Below are 19221 nucleotides of genomic sequence, written 5' to 3'. Positions count from 1 at the left end.
CCATGAGCATGTGATCTCGGCCGATGCGCCTACGGGGTAATCGGCGATGGGCCCGGGGGGGCTACAAAAGAGGGGGAGCGCCCCAGCAATGATCCCACGGCAGGGCATCGGCAATGCACCAGCAGGATGTTGTCGTAATGAATTCCTTGCCGATGCAACGCCCCGAACAGGTCCTGCAGGGTCGGGTTGGTCATGCCGAACCGGTTGCGCACGGTCAGCACATCCATGGGCGTTTTCGGCAGTGGACTGGGCAGCGGCGGCTGATGACTGTTGCGCACGATCTGGCTGATGTCCCGATAACTCTCATAGTGCTCGCTCTGAAATTTCGCCAGGGTGTAGTTCTTGATGCGCCCCGGCAGCAAGGTGCCGGCCATCAGCGTGTCCCGCGCCAGCATGTCATGAAACGGCCCGACGCCCGGGCCGGGCAGCGTCTGTGTACTGTTCAGCATTGCGTAGGGCCGTACGGACTGGCTGGCAATCCGGTGCAGTATCGGGTCCACCAGTTCATGGCCGTGGGGCGCGAAGGTTCTGAGCTCCGTGCCGTTGGGGATTGCTGTCGTGCGTGTCCAGGGCAGGTAGTAGCCATGGCTGCTGACGACCAGCGTGCGGGCCTGGCTCCGGTGCGAGGTCCACAACAGAAACTTGCGCCCCAGTTTCCACACCTGAACCGCTGACGTACCGAATTCGGCGCTGCCCGCCACGCGCCATGTCTTCATCAGCGCAGTGCCATTGAAAAACGGCTTGATCAGCGTTTTGCGTGCATGGGTCGAGCGCCGCAGCCAGTCCCCGAAACGATGGGCAGGTGGAACGGACTGGCCTCGCGTAAGCCCCTGTCCAAGCCCCCGCCCAAGCCCTCGGCTCAGGGCTTTAGTCGGCGCTGCCAGTTTGCGGAACGCCTGGAGCAGCCGTGGTGTGGCCGGCGCCATGTGTAACAGTCCCAGAGACAGAATGGCGAACATCACCTGGCGCCGCTCTTCCTGACGGTCGCCGGGGAGGTTGGCGGCCTGAATGCCGAGCGCGACACTTGCCGCGCTGGCTGTCAGCGCCGCAACCGAGGCCGCCGGCAGCAAGAGCGCCATCGGTGCCAGCAGCAGTTGCAGGCGATTGAGGTGTTGAAGCCAGCTGCCGAGTGCCTGCTCTCGGTCGGTGACGATGCGGTCCTCGGCGTCGTACTGGCTGTTAAGACGCAGGCCCTCACAGATGAAGCCCATGGGCGAGCCGGACAGTTTCTGCTCGTCCCATTGATGTTGCCGAGCGGCATGGGTGTCCGGGCTGTAAAGCGGCTCGGTCCAGGGACGCAGGATCGAAACCGGTTCGGCCGGCGCACGAACCCCGCCCCACAGCTCGAGGATATAACCAAGCCTGACGTGAAGACGGCGCGGCATGTAGCTGAGCACTGTCTCGCGCCAGGCAGGGTCGGCGGCGGCGGCAGTCAGATGGTCGATGAGCGCCTGACGACCGCTGAAAGGCACGAAGGGCCTGGACTGACCGGCTTGATAAAGCACGCCGCCTTCCTGGCCTGGAGCCCTGATCATCAGCAAGCCGACGCAAGGAGGGCAGTCGGCACCGAGTGGCAGGCCGTTGCCCACGTAAAAGCCCGCAGCGCTCCAGCGTATGAGTGCTGTCCCGAAAAGTGGCGTGTCCGGCAGATGCACCTGCTGAGCCTGCTCTACAGCATCGGTGACCCTGTGGAAGCTGTCCCTTGGAAGATCGCCGTTCTTCAGGGCCAGCAGCGCCTGGCCGATGAACGTCGACCAGAGTGAACGCTCGACGTCGGCGCGTTGCTGCTGCCAGAACCGGCCGAGTTGGTGCTGCATGAGCCCGAGAAAATCGATGCCCTGAATGTAGGCCTCGACGCTGGTTGCGCTGATATTAAGCTCCGCTTCCGCCGACCACGTCCCTTTGCCGCTGGGGTCGGCATACACGACCCAGCGCCCGCCTTCGTCATCGTACCCCTGAGGTTGAAGCGCCCTGAAACGGCTCAGCAGTGCCTGACTCAGCGTGACGGGCGTTTCATCTGGCGCAACGATGACGTTGGCCGCCGCGATTCGCGGGTGGCCCCAAGGCGTCCTCGACGTGCCGGGCAGGTAGCGGATGAACACCTGCTGCGGGTCTGTGATCAAAGTGTGCGTTTGATTCAACGGGACCGGTTTGAGCCGGGGAGACATCTGCCTGAGCCACTGGCCCATGAGCCGATTTGCAACCCCGAGGGGCGTCGGGATTCGCGCCAGCAATGGCTCATGGTGGTGCCAGTGATCGAGGGCGCTGACCAGGGCCAGCGCTGGCTCGATGGGCATGAGCGCCGCGTGGTCGTCGTCGATGAGAGCGTCGGGCGATTCAACCGTGTCTCCGCCGGTCAGTCGCGCAGCCCAAAAGCGTTGCTGGGCAACACGCAGTTGAGCGAACACGTCGTCCGAAGGATCCCCCAGCGTGAGGGCCGTGCGCGTGCCGTCCAGGGAAAGATTCAGCCGATGCCAGGCCGATGCGTTGATCGCCTCCAGCACCTTGTCCGCCTTCCAGGGCGCGTCATCGCTGATGTACTCATGGCAGTGGGGCGCGCTGCCCAGCACATGGACATAGCAATGCCCCGTGGTGTTGGATCGTACATGGAAGATACCGGGGATGATCTCGCCGTTCAGCGCCAACCCGCGCACGGTCGAGCGTGCCGGTGGCCTGATCGGCTGCAGGTCCTGAAGCTGTTGCGGGAAACGGCTGAGCGCCAGTGCATCGAGCGCTAGCAGATGGCCTTCGTTATCGATGCGCTTGCGCGAATGCAAGCGGGTCAGGCCATCGAGAAACGCCAGCCTGGCGAGCATCTCCCATGTGTCGCCGTGCTGCTCCCAAAACTGACGCTGCATCTGCTCATATTCCAGTGTCCATCGGGCTTCAATGAGCAGCTCGAAAAACACGGAGACGGTCAGCGAGGGCGTCGAGGCCGACAGCGGGCGATCAGCCTCGGCGCAGCGTTGAAGGGCGAGGAGTGCGAGCGGGTTCAGCGTCTCCCGGCCCAGCTCGCGTAGCGTCAGGCGCAGCTCGAAACGCTCCCGGCCGTCGACCTCCACGGCTGGCTCCAGCGCAGTGTCAAAACTGACGTGCAGCTCATCGATGTCGATTGCCGTGGCGAATCGGGCCTTCAGCGTTTCCTCCAGCCTCTGGTCCAGATGGCGGACGATTGAGTGCGGAAACGCCAGATCGAGTTGCCAGGCTTTAAGGACCCAGAATGATCCGTACAACAATTCGGCGACCGGGCTGACGGCCTGGCGCATCAAACGTTTGTGGTTGAGCGAGTGAGGTTCAGCGGGCGCGACGGCGGCGGTCTCCAGGGATTCAACCGGACTCAAAGGCTCGACGAACGGCGAAACGCTGAAATCCCCGCCATGGGGCAGGGTGTCGTTGGAAATGAGATCAAGGCCGCTCGCGGAATGAGCGCTGCTGCGGTCGTTCATGAAAAATCGCGCCACGTGGAAAGGTGCCCACTATGGCGCGATGCCGGGTTGCAATGGCGGTAACTATGTATTGCGTATGCCACCGCGTTTTATGCCTGTATGAAAGCCGCAAGCCGCAACAGTGCCAGTCAGCCAACGTCCAGCACGACCACCCGTTGCCCAGCGCGGACCGCCGAGCCGGGTTGCACGCGGACGTCACTGACGACACCGGCATGGGGTGCCAGCAACGGGATCTCCATCTTCATCGACTCCAGAATCACCAGGGTTTCGCCCGCTTCGACGCGCTGACCGACGCTGACCTGCACTTGCCAGAGATTGCCGGCAATGTGGCTGTCGATACTGGTCTGCCCGTTTTGCAACGGGGCTTCTTCCGTGGATTCGGCCACCGCTTCGTCGCTTTCGAACGAGGCCTGGCCGTTGGCGATCCAGCGCTCGCGTTCGGCGTTGAACGCGCTTTGCTGCTGAGTGCGGAATGCCGCAATGCTCTGCGCTTCATCGGCCAGAAAGGCTTGGTACTCGGTCAGATTGAGCGTGCTGTGCTCGATCTGCAGCGGGTATCGACCGAGGGGAAAATCGCGGCGGATGGTCAGCAGCTCGTCGGCGCTGACCGGATAAAAACGGATCTGATCGAAAAACCGCAGCAGCCACGGTTTGCCATCGAACGCCGCCACGGCGCGATAACGGTTCCACATCTGCAACGTGCGGCCCACGAACTGATAACCGCCGGGACCTTCCATGCCGTAGACGCACATGTACGCGCCGCCGATGCCGACGGAGTTCTCGGCGGTCCAGGTCCGCGCCGGGTTGTATTTGGTGGTGACCAGCCGATGTCGGGGATCCAGTGGCGTGGCGACCGGCGCACCGAGGTAGACGTCGCCCAGCCCCATCACCAGGTAGCTGGCCTCGAAGACGGTGCGGTGCACTTCGTCGAGGTTTGGCAGGTCGTTGATGCGGCGGATGAATTCCAGGTTGCTCGGGCACCACGGCGCGTCCTTGCGCACGGTGGTCATGTACTTCTCGATGGCCAACTGACAGGCCGGGTCGTCCCACGACAACGGCAAATGAACGATGCGTGACGGCACTTCCAGATTCTTGCTGGCGCAGACCCCGTCCCACTCGCCGGCGACCACATCGAGCAGCGTCTTCAGCGGCAGTTGCTCGGGCTGGTAATGCACCTGTAGCGAACGAATGCCTGGCGTCAGGTCAATCACCCCGGTCAGCTGTTTGCTTTCCAGCGCCTGCATCAGCGCATGGCCCCGGAAGCGCAGCACCAGATCCAGCTCCGGCGCGCCGATTTCCAGCAACAGATGGGTGTCGCCGGAAAGCCGGGCAACCAGGCGGGTGTCGTTTTCACCTATATCAAGAACGATGGGTGACTGTAGGAGCGCGCTTGCCCACGAATGCGATGGCCCAGCCGCCATAGACTCATGGGATGTACCGATCTCTTCGCGAGCAAGCTCCTTCCCACACAGATCAGTGTTCAGTTTCAGCCAGCGGGCGGCTTCGACGCTGACCGGATAAAACCGCACCTTATCCCCGGCTTTGAGCTGCCCCAACTGCCACAGATCCGCCTCGATGATCGTCACCGGGCAGACAAACCCGCCCAGACTCGGCCCATCTGGCCCAAGAATCACCGGCATGTCCCCGGTGAAATCCACTGCGCCGATGGCATACGGATTGTCATGGATGTTCGACGGGTGCAGGCCCGCTTCGCCGCCGTCGGCACGCACCCATTCCGGTTTCGGCCCGATCAGGCGCACGCCGGTACGGCTGGAGTTGAAATGCACTTCCCAGTCGGTGGCGAAGAAGGTCTCGATGTAGCGCTCGGTGAAATATTCGGGAGCCGCGTGGGGGCCATAGATCACCCGGATATCTCGCACCTCCGGTAGCTCGGCGACTTGCGTCGGGTCAAGCCGTTCGCCTGCGCTGCGGTCCGACAACGGCGCGACATGCAGCACGTCCCCTGCACGCAACGCTCGCCCGCCATGCCCGCCAAACTGGCCCAGGGTGAATGTGCTTTTGCTGCCCAGATAATCCGGCACATCCAAACCGCCCCGCACGCACAGATAACTGCGGGCACCGGCGCCCGAAATGGTCCCGAACGCTAAAGTCGATCCGGCAGGCACAAGCAACGACTGATTCATCGGCTTCGCGACGCCGTCCAGCGAGAGCGGAATGACCGCGCCCGTCACGGCGATGACCGCATCGGTATTGAAGCGCAGCGTCGGACCGCTCATGGTGATTTCCAGCGCGGCGCAGCCTTCAGCGTTACCCACCAGACCATTGCCCAGACGCAACGAACGGCTGTCCATCGGACCGGAAGGCGGTACGCCCACCGCCCAGTAACCCAGGCGCCCCGGATAATCCTGAACGCTGGTCTGGGTGCCGCCGCTCAGCACTTCGAAGGTGTCCGCGCGATAGCTCAGCCCTTCAAGGCACCGCGTCCACGGCTGGCCGCTGGCGAATGGCACGTCCGCGATGATCTGACGCAAGTAGTCGCGGTTGGTCTCGATCCCGTACAGCCGCGTCTCGCTCAATGCCTGAGCCAGACCGTCGCTGGCGGAGGCTCTGTCCGGCGCCCAGCTGATGACCTTGGCGATCATCGGATCGAAAAACGGCGGAATCTCACACCCGGCCTCGACCCACGTGTCGATGCGCAGGTGTTGGCCGTCGGCGGCGGGGAAGTGCACCGAGGTCAGCAAGCCCGGGCTGGGCTGGAAATCCCGGCCCGGGTCTTCGGCGTACAAACGCGCCTGAATTGCATGGCCGACGGGCTGTAGACCCGCGCGCAATTCAACGAGCGGCGGCAGATCACCGGCCGCGAGCTGAATCATCCAGCTCACCAGGTCCACGCCCCAGACCTGCTCGGTCACGCCGTGCTCGACCTGCAATCGGGTGTTCACTTCCAGAAAATAAAAGCGCTGATCGTCGCTGTCGAAGACGAACTCCACGGTGCCGGCGCTGCGATAGTTCACCGCTTTCGCCAGCTTGATCGCCGCGGCGCACAGCTCATCGGCCATGCCGGCAGGGAGGTTCGGCGCAGGGGTTTCTTCGAGGACTTTCTGATTGCGACGCTGCACCGAGCAATCGCGCACGCCGAGGGCGATCACCTCGCCACAACCGTCGCCGAACACCTGCACTTCCAGATGGCGGGCACGCTGGATGTACTTCTCGATGAACACGCCGGCGTCGCTGAAGTTGTTCTGGCCCAGGCGCTTGACGGCCTCGAACGACTCGCTCAGTTCACTGGCGCTGCGGCACACCCGCATACCGATGCCGCCGCCGCCCGCCGTGCTTTTCAGCATCACTGGGTAGCCGATGGTTTCAGCAGCGCTCAATGCAGCGTCAACGCTGTCCAGCAGCTCGGTGCCTTCGAGCATCGGCACGCCGTGCTGTTTCGCGAGGGCGCGGGCGGTATGCTTGAGGCCGAAAACCCGCAGCTGCTCAGGCGTCGGGCCGACGAAGGCGATGCCGGCGTCTTCACAGGCCTGGGCGAAGGCCGCGTTCTCTGACAGGAAACCGTAACCCGGGTGAATCGCTTTGGCGCCGGTGGATTGAGCGATGGCCAGAATCTTGTCCACGGCCAGGTACGTGCCAGCAGCACCACCGTCGCCCAAGCTGTGGGCTTCGTCGGCTTGCAGGATGTGCAGGCTGGCAGCGTCCGCTTCGGCGTACACCGCGACGCCCTCGACCTGCAGGTCGCGAAGGGTGCGCAGGATGCGGCAGGCAATGGCGCCGCGGTTGGCAATCAGCAGTTTGTCGAACATGGCATAGACCCCGGGGACTGATAGCGATCAGTCCCCCACTGGGTAGCGGGCCGTCCCGCTGTGGTACGCGTTGCACGAAGGCCGTCCCTCGCGCCGAAGCCTTGAAGCCTTGAAACTGTGGTCAGCGATCAGTCCCAGACGAGCAGTTCCGCCGGGGTAGGGTTGTAGCCGTTGCACGGGTTGTTGAGCTGCGGGCAATTGGATATCAGCACGATCACGTCCATCTCGGCGCGCAGTTCGACGTACTTGCCGGCGCCGGAAATGCCGTCTTCGAAGGTCAGCCCGCCGTCCGCCGTGACCGGCACGTTCATGAAGAAGTTGATGTTCGGGCCGATGTCGCGCTTGCCCAGCCGACCGTCATGGATGCAGGCCCGCAGGTAGCTGTCGCGGCAGCTGTGCATGTGCTTTTTTTCCAGCGCGTAACGCACGGTATTGCTCTCCTGGGCGCAGGCGCCGCCGAGGGTATCGTGGCGTCCGCAGGTGTCTTCGACGATGGTCAGCATCGGCTTGCCCAGGTTCGAATAAAGGACGCTGCCCTTGCTCAGGTAAACGTTGTTCTGCCGGCGCAGCGTCCGTTGCACGTCGTAGCGTTCGCGGGGGTTGGCAAGGCTGTAGAACAGCGTGTCGACCGCCTGATTGCCTTCGAGATCGAGCAGGCGCAGGGTTTGCCCGGCCTTGAGTTCGGTCAGTGATGGCTCGCCGGCCGGGATGTGGGTGATGGAAACGGGGGCGTTCGTGTGGTGATGAGAGTGTGCAGTGCTCATGGCAAGCCTCCTCAGGCGAACAGGCGATCGGTGTTGATGAAACCGCGCACGTTTTCTTCGCGGGACGTGCGGCAGTGTTCGGCGACGCTGGGGTCGGCCTTCATCCAGCTCAGCTGGACCGGCTGCGGTGCGTACTCGGGGTTGGGGTCCATCGGGTGTTGCAGGGCGGTCATGACCACCAGCGTGTCCATCGGCGCGTACAGCTCGATGCTGTCGCCCGCTCTGGAGTTGCCAGGAACGAAGGTCAGGGCGCCGTGAGCGTCGACGTTGACCCGGCTGAACAGGTTCAGCGTCATCAACAGGTCGGAAAGCCCCAGGCCCCACTTGCCCATTTCCACCAGCAGGTTGTCGGCGCCGTTGCGGAAGAAGCCGTTGCGCAGTTCCTGATAGCGGCCCTGGCCGTATTTCTCGCTGACCTCTTCGGCGCACAGCACGCCGCCGATGCTGTCGCTCCAGCCGCAGGTGTCGGCGGTGATCGCCGCCAGCACGCGGCCCATGTCCGAATACAGGCAATGGCCCGCCGTGAGCTTGGCGGTGTGCTGGCACTTGAGGCTGTCGGGCAGGTTCAGGCGCTCGGTTTTTTCATGGGCGTTGAACAGCGTCAGGCTGACGTTGGCGTTGCCGTTCAGGTCAGTCAGGCGCAGCAGTTCGCCGCGTTTGAGCACGAACGACAGGTGGCCGCCGCCGGGCAGCAGCTCTTCGGCGAAGACGGGAAACAGCGTGGTTGAGTCAGTCATGGGCAATGTCCTTCAAGCCGTTTTCAGCGAATCGAGCGCCACCCGGGCGGCGCGACGATCGCTGTTCAGGGGAATGTCGTAAGTGATGCGCGCGCCATAGGCGCCGGGGGCGTGGGGGTCGATGCGCACCTTGTCGAACACCAGCAGGCGGGTGCCGAGGTTGAAGCCTTCGGATAGGTCGTGGGTGACCATGAACACCGTCAGCTTGGTTTCGCGCCACAGCTCCAGCAGCAGCGCGTGCATGTCCTTGCGGATGCCGGGATCAAGGGCGCCGAAAGGCTCGTCGAGCAGCAGCACCCGAGGCTTCATGATCAGCGCCTGGGCGATGGCCAGACGCTGCTGCATGCCGCCCGACAATTGCGTCGGGTATTTGTCTAGCGCGTGATCGAGGCCGACCTTGTGCAACAGCGCCGCCGCCTGGTCGCGGGCGTCGCGCTTGGCGGCACCGAACAGCCGCCCGAGCAACGCCGAGCGCGGCAATTCAAGGCCCAGCGCGACGTTGTCCAGCACCGACAAGTGCGGGAACACCGAATAGCGCTGAAACACCACGCCACGGGTCGAATCCGGTTCCTTCGCCAGCGGTTGGCCATCCAGCAGAATCGTGCCTTTGCTGGCGACTTCCTGGCCCAGCAGCAGGCGCAGGAACGTCGATTTGCCGCAGCCCGACGCGCCCACCAGCGTGCAGAACTCGCCTTCGGCGATGCTCAGGTTCAGGCCTTCGAGCACCACCTGATCGCCGTATTGCTGCCAGACGTTTTTGACCGAAATAAAGCTCATGGGCGCGCCCCCTCGTACCACGGGAATGCCTTGCGTGTGAGCGCTTTCAGGCCCCAGTCCATCAGCCAGGCGAGGAGGGTGATCCACACCACGTAGGGCAGAATCATGTCCATCGCCAGATAGCGCCGCACCAGAAAGATCCGGTAACCCAGACCGTCCGTGGAGGCGATGGCTTCGGCCGCGATCAGAAACAGCCACGCCGACCCCAGCACCAGCCGCAGGGAGATCAACAGGCGCGGCAGCAGCTGCGGCAGCACCACCCGCAGGATCAGCGTCCAGGTCGAGGCGCCCAGGGTCTGCGCCTTGATCAGCAGTTCGACCGGAATCTCCCGGGCGCGCTGCTCCAGATCACGGGCCAGCACCGGCGTGATGCCGATGACGATGAGCATCACCTTCGACAGCTCGCCCAGACCGAAGACGATGAACAGGATCGGCAGAATCGCCAGCGGCGGCACCATCGAGAGCACGGTCAGTAACGGCGACAGCGGCGCGCTGAATAACGGCAGCACGCCCGACGCAATGCCCAGGCACAACCCGACAATGGCGCTGATCGCCAGGCCGATCGCGAGGCGCTGCAGACTGGCGCCGGTGTCCTGCCAGAGGATGTATTCGCCGGTGCGTTGATCGGGCACGAACGCCACCCGTTTGATCGCATCGGTCATCTGCACGGCGCTGGGCAGCAGCTTGTCGTTGGGGTTTTCCGTCAGCCGCGTCGCCGAGCCCGTGAAATAGGCGAACAGCAACAGGGCGAACGGCAGGAGCACCAGGATCAATCGACTGGCGCGATCCGGGCGGCGGTTTATCAAACGCATGGCAAAGACCCTTGGTTTTTACAACGTGCCGTCGGCAGCCATCTGCACGTAGCTCGGGTCGAAGTGCAGCTTGAGGTTGGCCTTGTCGCCTTCGGTCACGCCGCCTGCGAAGGTCATGCCGACCGCGCTGGCGTCTCTGGCGCCTTCGCCAAGCAAACCGTGTTCGAAGGAGAAGTCAGCGACCCTGCGCATGGTCGCCGGCAGTTGCTTGCTGGTGGCGAATTCCAGCGCTTCCTTGGGCGTGGCGAACAGCTTGGTGGTGTCCAGTTGCGACTGGAACCCGGCCAGATCGGTGCCCGACGCCTGGGCCATGTGCTCCAGTGCGGCTTTCGATTCGGCGGATTTGGCGTTCATCAGCGCCACCACTTCAAACCACGCGCCGGTCAGGGCTTTGCCCAGTGCCGGGTTGTCTTTCAGGGTCTGGGTGTTGACCACCATCATGTCCATGATCTCGCCAGGGATCTTGCTGGAGTCGAACACTTCGGTGACGCCGGGCTTGGCCTTGATCTCCGAAAGCATCGGGTTCCAGGTGGTGACGGCCTTGACCTCGCTGGTATTGAAAGCGGCGGCGATGTCGGCGTCGGAGGTGTTGACGACTTTGAGGTCTTTCTCGGTCAGGTCCACCGAATCCAGCGCGCGGGCGAGGAGGTAGTGGGACACCGACAGCTCGACCAGATTGACGTCCATGCCCTTGAGGTCGGTGACTTTCTTGCCGTCGCCCTTGATGACGATGCCGTCGTTGCCGTTGGAGAAGTCGCTGACCACCAGCGCCGTGCTTTCAACGCCACCGGCGGCGGGAATGGTGAGGGCGTCCATGTTGGTCATGGTGCAGCCATCGAACTGGCCGGCGGTGTACTGGTTGATGGATTCGACGTAGTCGTTGAGCTGGGTGACTTTGATGTGGATGCCGTACTTCTTGGCCCACTTGTCGACGATGCCTTGAGTCCCTGCGTATTCCCATGGCATCCAGCCGGCGTAAATGGTCCAGCAGACGTCGAAATCTTTTTTCGGGGCGGCGGTGGCCGAGAGGCTCAATGCTGCGAAGACGCCTGCGGTGAGCAGACTGAACAGACGGGACTTTTGCATGGGTGTCTCCAGTAGCGAAAAGGGACGGTCAGGAGCACGGCGACACCACTGGTGTCCTGTCTCCCGGGCTTTTATCCCGCCGTGTAACCTCTACTGGAGGTCGCCAACTCTCGGACCAGCCACTCGCTGGAAGGCGAGCCGGAACCCTAGTCGGCTATTGCAAATTGTGGTGCCGTGAACCTGAGATGACTCCTGCACCCGATCATTAAAGCGAGAGTTGTGCCAAGTCCCGCAAACCCTTGTGGCGCCTGAGTCGGGCAGGCGCAGGTCGTTTCAGGACGGTCGAGACGTGCACTGAAGCAGGGCGCCGTCTGGCGCCTGGGTGCCGCGTTGGGGCACTAGGTCCGCAATTCGCAGTCTCAGTTAACGTTCTCGGCAGTTTCGGGAACGCCGACCAGCGCCGCTGGTTCGAGCTCTACCGCGGTCCGGGAGGCCGCCATGTATCGACGATTGCTTACCGCTTTGATGACGCTGTCCCTTGCAGGTTGTTACGGAGGTTATTACGAATCAGAGAGCTACACGCAGCCCATCTATAGCAGTGGCTACAGCAGCGGTTACGTGTACGACAGTTATCGCCCGGTCGCTCCGGTGTATTCAGGCGGAGCGGTGTATTACTCCTCGCCGCGTTACTACTCGGCGCCCCGCTACTATGCGCCGCCACCGCGTTATTACGCGCCTCCACCCCGTTATTACGGGCCTGGATACGGAGGTGGTCGTCCCGGATACGGGGGGCGTCCCGGTTATGGCGGTGGCAATTGGAACGGTGGAGGGGGTGGGTACCATGGCGGGGGTGGCTATAACGGTGGCGGCAACGGCTATCGTCCACCGCCCCCAGGTCCGAGACCCGGCGGCGGCAATGGCCCCGGCCCAGGCGGCGGTTGGCATGGCAATCCTGGCGGCGGCGGTGGTGGCGGCGGCCCGCGTCCCGGCTTTGGCCCCGGGGGAGGCGGCCACCGAGGAGACGGCGGCTTCGGCCGTGGCGGCCACGGCGGACCGGGTGGCGGCAACCGCTGAGTCACAACAAAACGGCGCTCCGAGGAGCGCCGTTTTTTATGGGATGAATCTCACGGTTGAGGTGTACCACCTGACGCTTCCCCGGCTAAAGCCAGTCCTGTTAAAGGGTGTTAAAGGGGACTGATTTATTTACAACGCTTCACCGTAAATTAATCTGTCCCCGTCTTCTGAAAATCAAATAAATCAGACCCCTTTTAATATACAGGGGGTACGCATTCCAGTAGTAGGACCGGCTTCAGCCGGGAAGAGGCCCGTTAGAACACCCTCCATGCAGGCATGAACCAACGCCTCAATACTCCGACAAATCCGCCAGCGGGTGTCGGCCTTCCCAGGCTTTTTCGAAGTGCGCGTCCACCACCGCCAGAGGAATGGTAGAAATGTCCTGCCAGTGCCAGTGGGGAGTTTGATCCTTGTCGATCAGCCGCGCGCGCACCCCCTCGGCGAACTCGGGATGTCGGCAGCAATTCAGGGCCATGGTGTATTCCATCTGAAACACCTCGGCCAACGACAGATGCCGCGCCCGTTCGATCTGCTCCCACACCAGGTGCGCCGTCATCGGGCAGCCATCCGTCAGGGTCTTCGCCGCCTTGGCCAGTAAAAGGTCATCGCCATTCAAATGGTGTTTCAACGCATGCCAGGCGCTCGAGGCATCGGCCACATCCAGCAGCTCATCTACGGTCTCGCGACGAGGCAGCCATTGCGCGGCAGGCATCTGATCCACGGCCTCCAGCTGCAGGGCCCTGAACAGGCTGGTCAGTTGCACCTTCGTCTGCTCCTGCCAATTGAGCTGCAACAGCCGGTCGATCATCTCCTCCTGCTGATCGTCCAGCAGAAAGCGATCGGCGAGCCCTAGATCCAACGCGTCACGGCCGTTGATGTGCGCGCCGGTCAATCCAAGGAACAGCCCCAGTTTCCCCGGCAGTCGCGACAGGAACCAACTGGCGCCGACGTCAGGAAACAGGCCGATGCTGACTTCCGGCATCGCCAGCCGGCTGCTTGGTGTGACGACACGAATGTTCGCCCCTTGCAGCAAGCCCATCCCGCCGCCCAATACATAACCGTGGCCCCAGCAGATCAGCGGTTTGGGGTAGGTGTGCAGCGTGTAATCCAGTCGATACTCCGCCGCGAAAAACTGCGCAGCCAGCGGCGGAACCGTACCGGGCTGACCGCTCCCGGCCTCGACCAGCGCGCGCACGTCACCGCCGGCGCAGAAGGCTTTCTCGCCATTGCCGCGCAGCAACACGCAGACAATTTGCGGGTCGCTCGCCCAGTCGTTCAGTCGGTCCTGCAGCGCAAGAATCATCGGCAGCGACAGGGCATTCAGGGATTTTTCCGCATCCAGCGTGGCGATGCCCAGGCGGGCACCGTCCGTGGCGGTGAGCTCTTCAAATTGCAGATTCATCGTGACCTCTTATCAGTGGTACGGGGATCTCTCGAGGCTTGTGAGTCCTCTCGACGCCCGGAAGTTGCAAACCGGCGGCTGTGAACGAGTGTAGGAAAGCCCACGGTGCGCTGCGCTGGAAATAATCAGCCACAGTCCCTAAAGTTGCGCATTGTTTCTGCCGGATTACACCATGACAAACGACGACCGCATCAAACTGGAGGCCAGCTGGAAGCAGGCCCTGCGCGACGAATTCGAGAAGCCTTACATGGGCGAGCTGCGCGAATTTCTGCGTCAGGAGCATGCGGCGGGCAAGGAAATCTATCCGCCGGGACCGTTGATCTTCAATGCGCTGAACTCGACGCCGCTGGATAACGTGAAGGTGGTCATCCTCGGTCAGGACCCGTATCACGGCCCCAATCAGGCCCACGGCCTGTGCTTCTCGGTGCAGCCGGGCGTGCCGGCGCCGCCTTCGCTGGTCAACATCTACAAAGAGCTCAAGCGCGACTTGAACATCGACATCCCCAACCACGGTTATCTGCAGTCGTGGGCCGAGCAGGGCGTGCTGATGCTCAACACCACGCTCACCGTCGAACGCGCCAACGCCGCCTCCCATGCAGGCAAAGGCTGGCAGCATTTCACCGACAAGATCATCGAAACCGTCAGCGCCCAGCAGCCGCACCTGGTGTTCCTGCTGTGGGGCGCCCATGCGCAGAGCAAGAAAAAACTGATCGATGCATCCAAACACCTGATCCTGACCGCCGTGCACCCATCGCCACTGTCAGCGTACAAAGGGTTTCTGGGCTGCGGCCATTTTGGTCTGACAAACAAGTTTCTGGAGCAGAACGGCCTGGCGCCGATCGAGTGGCGATTGCCAGCCAGCGTCTGACGCAAATGCTTCGTCCGCCGCGAAGTTTCTAGGAGCGCGCCCAACATCTGCGCCGGCCGCAGATCCCGATGTAGGAGCGTGGCTTGTCCCGCGATCGGCCGGGAACCGGTCGTGGAATGGGCGCATGGGGTGGATCAGGGAAGAAATCGATGGCTGGTGTGCTGCCGCTGCGCGCCAGATCGCGGGACAAGCCACGCTCCTACAATTTTTTGCCTGCGCAGGCCTTGCGATCCCAATACCGAAACAACGGCTCGGCCAGAAACAACACGAACAACAACCGCATCACCTGCATCGCCGTCACCAGCGGAACCGACAGTTGCAGCACCTCCGCCGTTAGGCTCATTTCGGCAATCCCGCCGGGCATCATCCCCAGCGTCAACGAGCGCAAGTCCAGATGGGTCAACGCGCTCAGCCCCAGTGCGCACAACGCCGCGATGCTCATCGTCAGCGCCGTCCCCAGCAACGTGCGGCCGATGAATGACGGCGCGCGACGGAAGAACGCGCGGTTGAAGTGGCAACCCAGGCCGCTGCCGATCAGCCATTGCCCCAACTGACTGCCGCCCTGAGGCAGGCCGATGTGCAGATCGAAACTGACGCTGATCACCGCACTGATCAGTAAAGGCCCGAACAGCCACGGATTGGGCTGTTTCAACCGCTGCCAGCCCCAGGCCACCAGCGCGCCCAGCGGAAACAGCAGCATCAGCCACCGCCAGTCCACCACCGTCGCGTGGGACGGCGCGCCGCCGTCGCCCATCAGATATTTGAAGATCGCCGGCACGCACAGCACCACCGCCAGCACCCGCAGGCTTTGCCCGGCGGCGACGTTGCTGAGAATCGCGCCGTTGCGTGCGCCAAGGTTGACCATTTCGCCCGAGCCGCCGGGCATGCTGGAAAAGAACGCCGTCGCGCGGTCCTCGCCGGTGCGCAGCATCAGCCACACGCCCACCACGCTGGAGACGCTGGTGACCAGCGCACCGATAAAAATCAGGCCGAAATGGGAAAGGACTTGTTCGATGACCACGGGGGTGAAGTGCAGGCCGATGCCGATCCCGACCACCCATTGGCCGCATTTGCGGCCGCCGGGGATTTCAGCCAGCTGCCAGGGCGTGAGGCAGCGGACCAGAATGATCGCCAGTAACGAGCCGACCATCCAGGGCAGTGGCCAGCCGACCTGACTGGCGAGAAATCCCCCCAGCAGGCCGACCAGCGGTGTGCCCCACCACGTGCTGAATGGCCGGTCAGACATCGGCCAGCGCGCGACGCTGCCTGGAGCGCTTGCGCCAGATGCGGATCAGCGGGAACACCAGCATGAACGCCGTCACTACCCACATGCCCAGGGTGATCGGGCTCGACCACAGAATCTCCAGGCCGCCGTTGGAAATCGACAGCGCGCGACGCAGGTTCTGCTCCATCAGCCCGCCGAGGATGAACCCCAGCAGAATCGGCGACAGCGGGAAATCCAGCTTGCGCAGGATGTAGCCGAAGATGCCGATGCCGACCATCAGGAACAAGTCGAAGGTGGTGGCATGCACCGCGTAGACGCCGATCCCGGTGATGATCGCGATCACTGGCACCAGTGCCCAGTTCGGCACCGACAGGATGCGGGTGAAGATGCGGATCATCGGGATGTTGAGGATCACCAGCATGATGTTGGCGACGAACAACGACGCGATCAGGCCCCAGACGATGTCCGGTTGCTGTTGAAACAGCAGTGGCCCCGGTGTGATGTTGTACAGCGACAGGGCGCCGATCATCACTGCCGTGGTGCCCGAACCCGGAACGCCCAGCGTCAGCATCGGCACCAGCGCGCCGCAGGCCGTTGCGCCAATGGCGGTTTCCGGCGCCGCCAGACCGCGCATGTCGCCCTGTCCGAACTTGCCACTTGCGCCGGCGATGCGTTTCTCGGACATGTAGGTCACGGCGCTGGCCAGCGTTGCCCCGGCACCCGGCAGCACGCCCATGATGAAGCCCATCAGACCGCAACGGATGTTCACCCAGAACACCGAACTGGCTTCCTTGAAGTTGAACATCATGCGCCCGGTGGCTTTCACCGCTTCCTGGCCGCGATGGGTTTTCTCCAGCAACAACAGGATTTCGCTGATCGAGAACAGGCCCAGCACCAGCACGACGAATTGAATGCCGTCCGCCAGATGGATGTTGTCACCGGTGAAGCGGTACACGCCGCTGTTGGCGTCGATACCGATGCTCGACAGAAACAGCCCGATCAACGCCGCCACAAAGGTTTTCAGCGGTCGATCGCCGGCCATGCCGCCCAGGCAGACGATGGCGAACACCATCAGCACGAAGTACTCCGCCGGCCCGAAGGCAATTGCCCATTTCGCCAGCAGCGGCGCGAACATGACCATGCCGCAGGTGGCGATGAACGCGCCGATGAACGAACTCCATGCCGACAGCGACAACGCCACGCCGGCCATGCCCTGACGTGCCATCGGGTAGCCGTCCAGCGCGGTCATCACGGTCGATGCTTCGCCCGGAATGTTCAGCAGAATGGAGCTGATGCGGCCGCCGTATTCGCAGCCCAGGTACACCGCTGCCAGCAGGATTAACGCCGATTCCGGCGGCAGGCCCAACGCGAATGCGATCGGGATCAACAGCGCCACGCCATTGATCGGACCCAGGCCGGGCAGCAGGCCGACGACGGTGCCGATCAGCGTGCCGGAAAGGGCGGTGATCAGGTTGTAAGGGGTCAGCGCGACGCCGAAGCCCTGGCCGAGATAGCCGAGAGTGTCCATATCAGTTCTCCAGAACGTCGAGCAGGCCGAGGGGCAGGGGCACATCCATCACTTTGTCGAACAGCACGTACAGCGCGATGCTCATGAAGGTGATGATCACGACGCTTGGCAGCCAGCGGCCACCGTACAGGCGCGCCATGGGGATGCCGATCAGAATGCTGCTCAGCACGAAGCCCAGCGGCTCGAACAACCCGGCGAATACCAGCAACAGCAGGGTGCAGATGCCGATTTTGATCAGCGTCGGACGGTCCAGCGCCGGTTCTTCCTCGGAGTGCACGATCGGTGTCGGACGGATCGCCATGTACAGCAGCGAGATGCCCATCAGCGCCAGCATCAGCAGCGGGAAAGCGCGAGGGCCGACAGGTTCGTAGGAAAACGGCGCCTGATAAGGCCATGCCATCATGGCGAGGCCGATACAGACCAGCAGCAGCACGACGGCGAAAATGCGTTGTATAACCATGGAAAGCTCCCGGATCACGCCACCGCGCAGGCGGCGCAATCCTCAGTCAATCGAGTACGCTTCGATGGGTTCAGTCACTGAATCAGGCCGAATTCCTTGGCCAGCGTTTTGTACTCGGCGACGCGGGTTTTCACGTACTTGTCCAACTCTTCACCGGTCATGGCGAACGGGAACAGCTCACGCTGATCGCGCAGCTTGGCGAAGTCTTCCGAGGCCAGCAGCTTGTCGAATGCCGCTTTCCACCAGTTGTATTCCTCGTCCGACACCTTTGGCCCCAGATAGAAGCCGCGCACCACCGGCCAGACGATGTCGTAGCCCTGTTCCTTGGCGGTCGGAATGTTCTTCATTTCCGGCTCGTCCAGACGCTCTTCAGAGAACACTGCCAGCAGGCGCATGTCGCCGCTGAGAATGTGCGGCATGGAGTCGGAAATGTCGGTGGAGCCCACTTGGATGTGGCCGCCGAGCAGGGCAGTGGCGATTTCACCGCCGCCTTCGAGGGCGACATAACGCAGCTCCCGCGGGTTGATGCCGGCCGCTTTGGCGATGAGTGCGGTCTGCATCCAGTCCTGGCTGCCCACGGTGCCGCCTGAGCCGATGACGACTTTGCCCGGGTCGGCTTTCAGCGCTTTAACCAGATCGTCGAGGTTCTTGTAAGGCGAGTCAGCCTTGACTGCGATCGCGCCGTAGCTGGTGCCGACGGCGGCCAGCCAGCGCACGGCGTTTTCATCGTAACGGCCGAATTTGCCCTGCGCCAGGTTCAGCAGCGAGCCGCTGGACCAGGCCACCAGCGTGCCGGCGTCGGCAGGGCGCTGGGCGACCACCGCGTTGTACGCCACGGCGCCGACGCCGCCTGGCATGTAGGTGACGCGCATCGGTTTGGAGAGGATTTTCTCGTTGATCAGCGCGCTCTGCGCCAGTTTGCACGTCAGGTCGAAGCCACCGCCGGGGGAAGCCGGCGCGATGCATTCAGGACGATTGGGCTCGGCGGCCCACAATTGGGTGGCCATCAGCATGCAGCTGGCGGCAACGCTGATTTGGCGCAACGATAGGTTCATGGTCCGTCTCCAGAGGAGTTGTTGTTTTAATGGGGGCAGGCGGTTGTACGTTTGTCAGGCAGTCGTCCCACAACCTTGAGAAGGAGTGGGCCGACGCAATGCGGACGTGACGAAACACCGCGCAACAGGGCTGCGAGGTGAACAGTAAACACAATGGGATTCTGACGGCACGAGGGCCGATGATGGCAGTGAGGGCATCACTGATGACTCCGATATTGTTTTTATTGTTGAAAACGCATCAAGGCGTTTTTCGTCACGGCCCTGGCATCAGCAGCGTCGC

14 protein-coding genes and 1 riboswitch are annotated in these 19221 nt (G+C 62.9%); of the genes, 2 read left to right on the top strand and 12 right to left on the bottom strand.

The genetic code is table 11. From position 1 onward, the window contains the following. Positions 1-29: 29 nt before the first annotated feature. The 7 genes from IFT99_RS22445 to IFT99_RS22415 form a co-directional block, all read right to left on the bottom strand. On the bottom strand, positions 30-3446 hold the full coding sequence (locus tag IFT99_RS22445) for a dermonecrotic toxin domain-containing protein (protein WP_192135247.1): 3417 nt from the start codon (positions 3444-3446) through the stop codon (positions 30-32). A 128-nt stretch (positions 3447-3574) separates the two neighbouring features. Next, the gene (uca, locus tag IFT99_RS22440) at positions 3575-7213 is read right to left on the bottom strand and encodes an urea carboxylase (protein WP_192135245.1); all 3639 of its coding nucleotides are present in this window, start codon (positions 7211-7213) and stop codon (positions 3575-3577) included. Positions 7214-7341: 128 nt separating this feature from the next. Next, positions 7342-7977, bottom strand: a complete 636-nt coding sequence (locus IFT99_RS22435) for an urea amidolyase associated protein UAAP2 (RefSeq protein WP_192135243.1) — start codon at positions 7975-7977, stop codon at positions 7342-7344. 11 nt (positions 7978-7988) lie between these two features. After that, positions 7989-8714 (bottom strand): urea amidolyase associated protein UAAP1, encoded by a 726-nt coding sequence (locus IFT99_RS22430; RefSeq protein WP_192135242.1) that lies wholly within the window; start codon positions 8712-8714, stop codon positions 7989-7991. Positions 8715-8726: 12 nt separating this feature from the next. Beyond that, entirely contained in the window at positions 8727-9491 is a 765-nt protein-coding gene (locus IFT99_RS22425) for an ABC transporter ATP-binding protein (protein ID WP_192135240.1), read from the bottom strand. Continuing rightward, positions 9488-10303, bottom strand: a complete 816-nt coding sequence (locus IFT99_RS22420; protein ID WP_065992408.1) for an ABC transporter permease — start codon at positions 10301-10303, stop codon at positions 9488-9490. The genes IFT99_RS22425 and IFT99_RS22420 overlap by 4 nt, the downstream gene beginning before the upstream one ends. A gap of 18 nt (positions 10304-10321) precedes the next feature. After that, complete coding sequence (locus tag IFT99_RS22415) at positions 10322-11389, bottom strand: putative urea ABC transporter substrate-binding protein (protein ID WP_192135238.1); 1068 nt, start codon at positions 11387-11389, stop codon at positions 10322-10324. Between the two features lie 58 nt (positions 11390-11447). Further along, a riboswitch (guanidine-I (ykkC/yxkD leader) is annotated at positions 11448-11550 on the bottom strand. 277 nt (positions 11551-11827) lie between these two features. Here IFT99_RS22415 and IFT99_RS22410 point away from each other — a divergent pair. After that, positions 11828-12403 carry a hypothetical protein gene (locus tag IFT99_RS22410; protein ID WP_192135236.1) on the top strand — a complete coding sequence of 192 codons (576 nt, stop codon included), beginning with the start codon at positions 11828-11830 and terminating at the stop codon, positions 12401-12403. Positions 12404-12692: 289 nt separating this feature from the next. Here the strand turns inward: IFT99_RS22410 and IFT99_RS22405 are convergent, their stop codons facing one another. Next, positions 12693-13805, bottom strand: a complete 1113-nt coding sequence (locus IFT99_RS22405) for an enoyl-CoA hydratase/isomerase family protein (RefSeq protein ID WP_192135234.1) — start codon at positions 13803-13805, stop codon at positions 12693-12695. 172 nt (positions 13806-13977) lie between these two features. On the opposite strand from IFT99_RS22405, the gene ung reads away from it, so the two are divergent. Next, entirely contained in the window at positions 13978-14673 is a 696-nt protein-coding gene (gene ung / locus IFT99_RS22400; protein WP_065993194.1) for a uracil-DNA glycosylase, read from the top strand. 199 nt (positions 14674-14872) lie between these two features. On the opposite strand, the gene IFT99_RS22395 is transcribed toward ung, so the two are convergent. From IFT99_RS22395 to IFT99_RS22380, 4 genes are all read right to left on the bottom strand, one after another. After that, positions 14873-15919: an AbrB family transcriptional regulator gene (locus IFT99_RS22395; protein WP_192135232.1), complete on the bottom strand. Its 1047-nt coding sequence runs from the start codon at positions 15917-15919 to the stop codon at positions 14873-14875. Beyond that, positions 15912-17426, bottom strand: a complete 1515-nt coding sequence (locus tag IFT99_RS22390) for a tripartite tricarboxylate transporter permease (RefSeq protein WP_065992418.1) — start codon at positions 17424-17426, stop codon at positions 15912-15914. The genes IFT99_RS22395 and IFT99_RS22390 overlap by 8 nt, the downstream gene beginning before the upstream one ends. 1 nt (position 17427) lies before the next feature. Beyond that, complete coding sequence (locus IFT99_RS22385) at positions 17428-17886, bottom strand: tripartite tricarboxylate transporter TctB family protein (protein WP_108122261.1); 459 nt, start codon at positions 17884-17886, stop codon at positions 17428-17430. A 74-nt stretch (positions 17887-17960) separates the two neighbouring features. Beyond that, entirely contained in the window at positions 17961-18941 is a 981-nt protein-coding gene (locus IFT99_RS22380) for a Bug family tripartite tricarboxylate transporter substrate binding protein (RefSeq protein WP_065992422.1), read from the bottom strand. Positions 18942-19221: the final 280 nt, after the last annotated feature.

The sequence above is a fragment of the Pseudomonas sp. CFBP 8772 genome (genome assembly GCF_014841665.1).
In the GTDB taxonomy this organism is placed as follows: domain Bacteria; phylum Pseudomonadota; class Gammaproteobacteria; order Pseudomonadales; family Pseudomonadaceae; genus Aquipseudomonas; species Aquipseudomonas graminis_B.
Note: the sequence above shows the minus strand (reverse complement) of the source record. Positions and strands in the feature narration are given on the sequence as shown.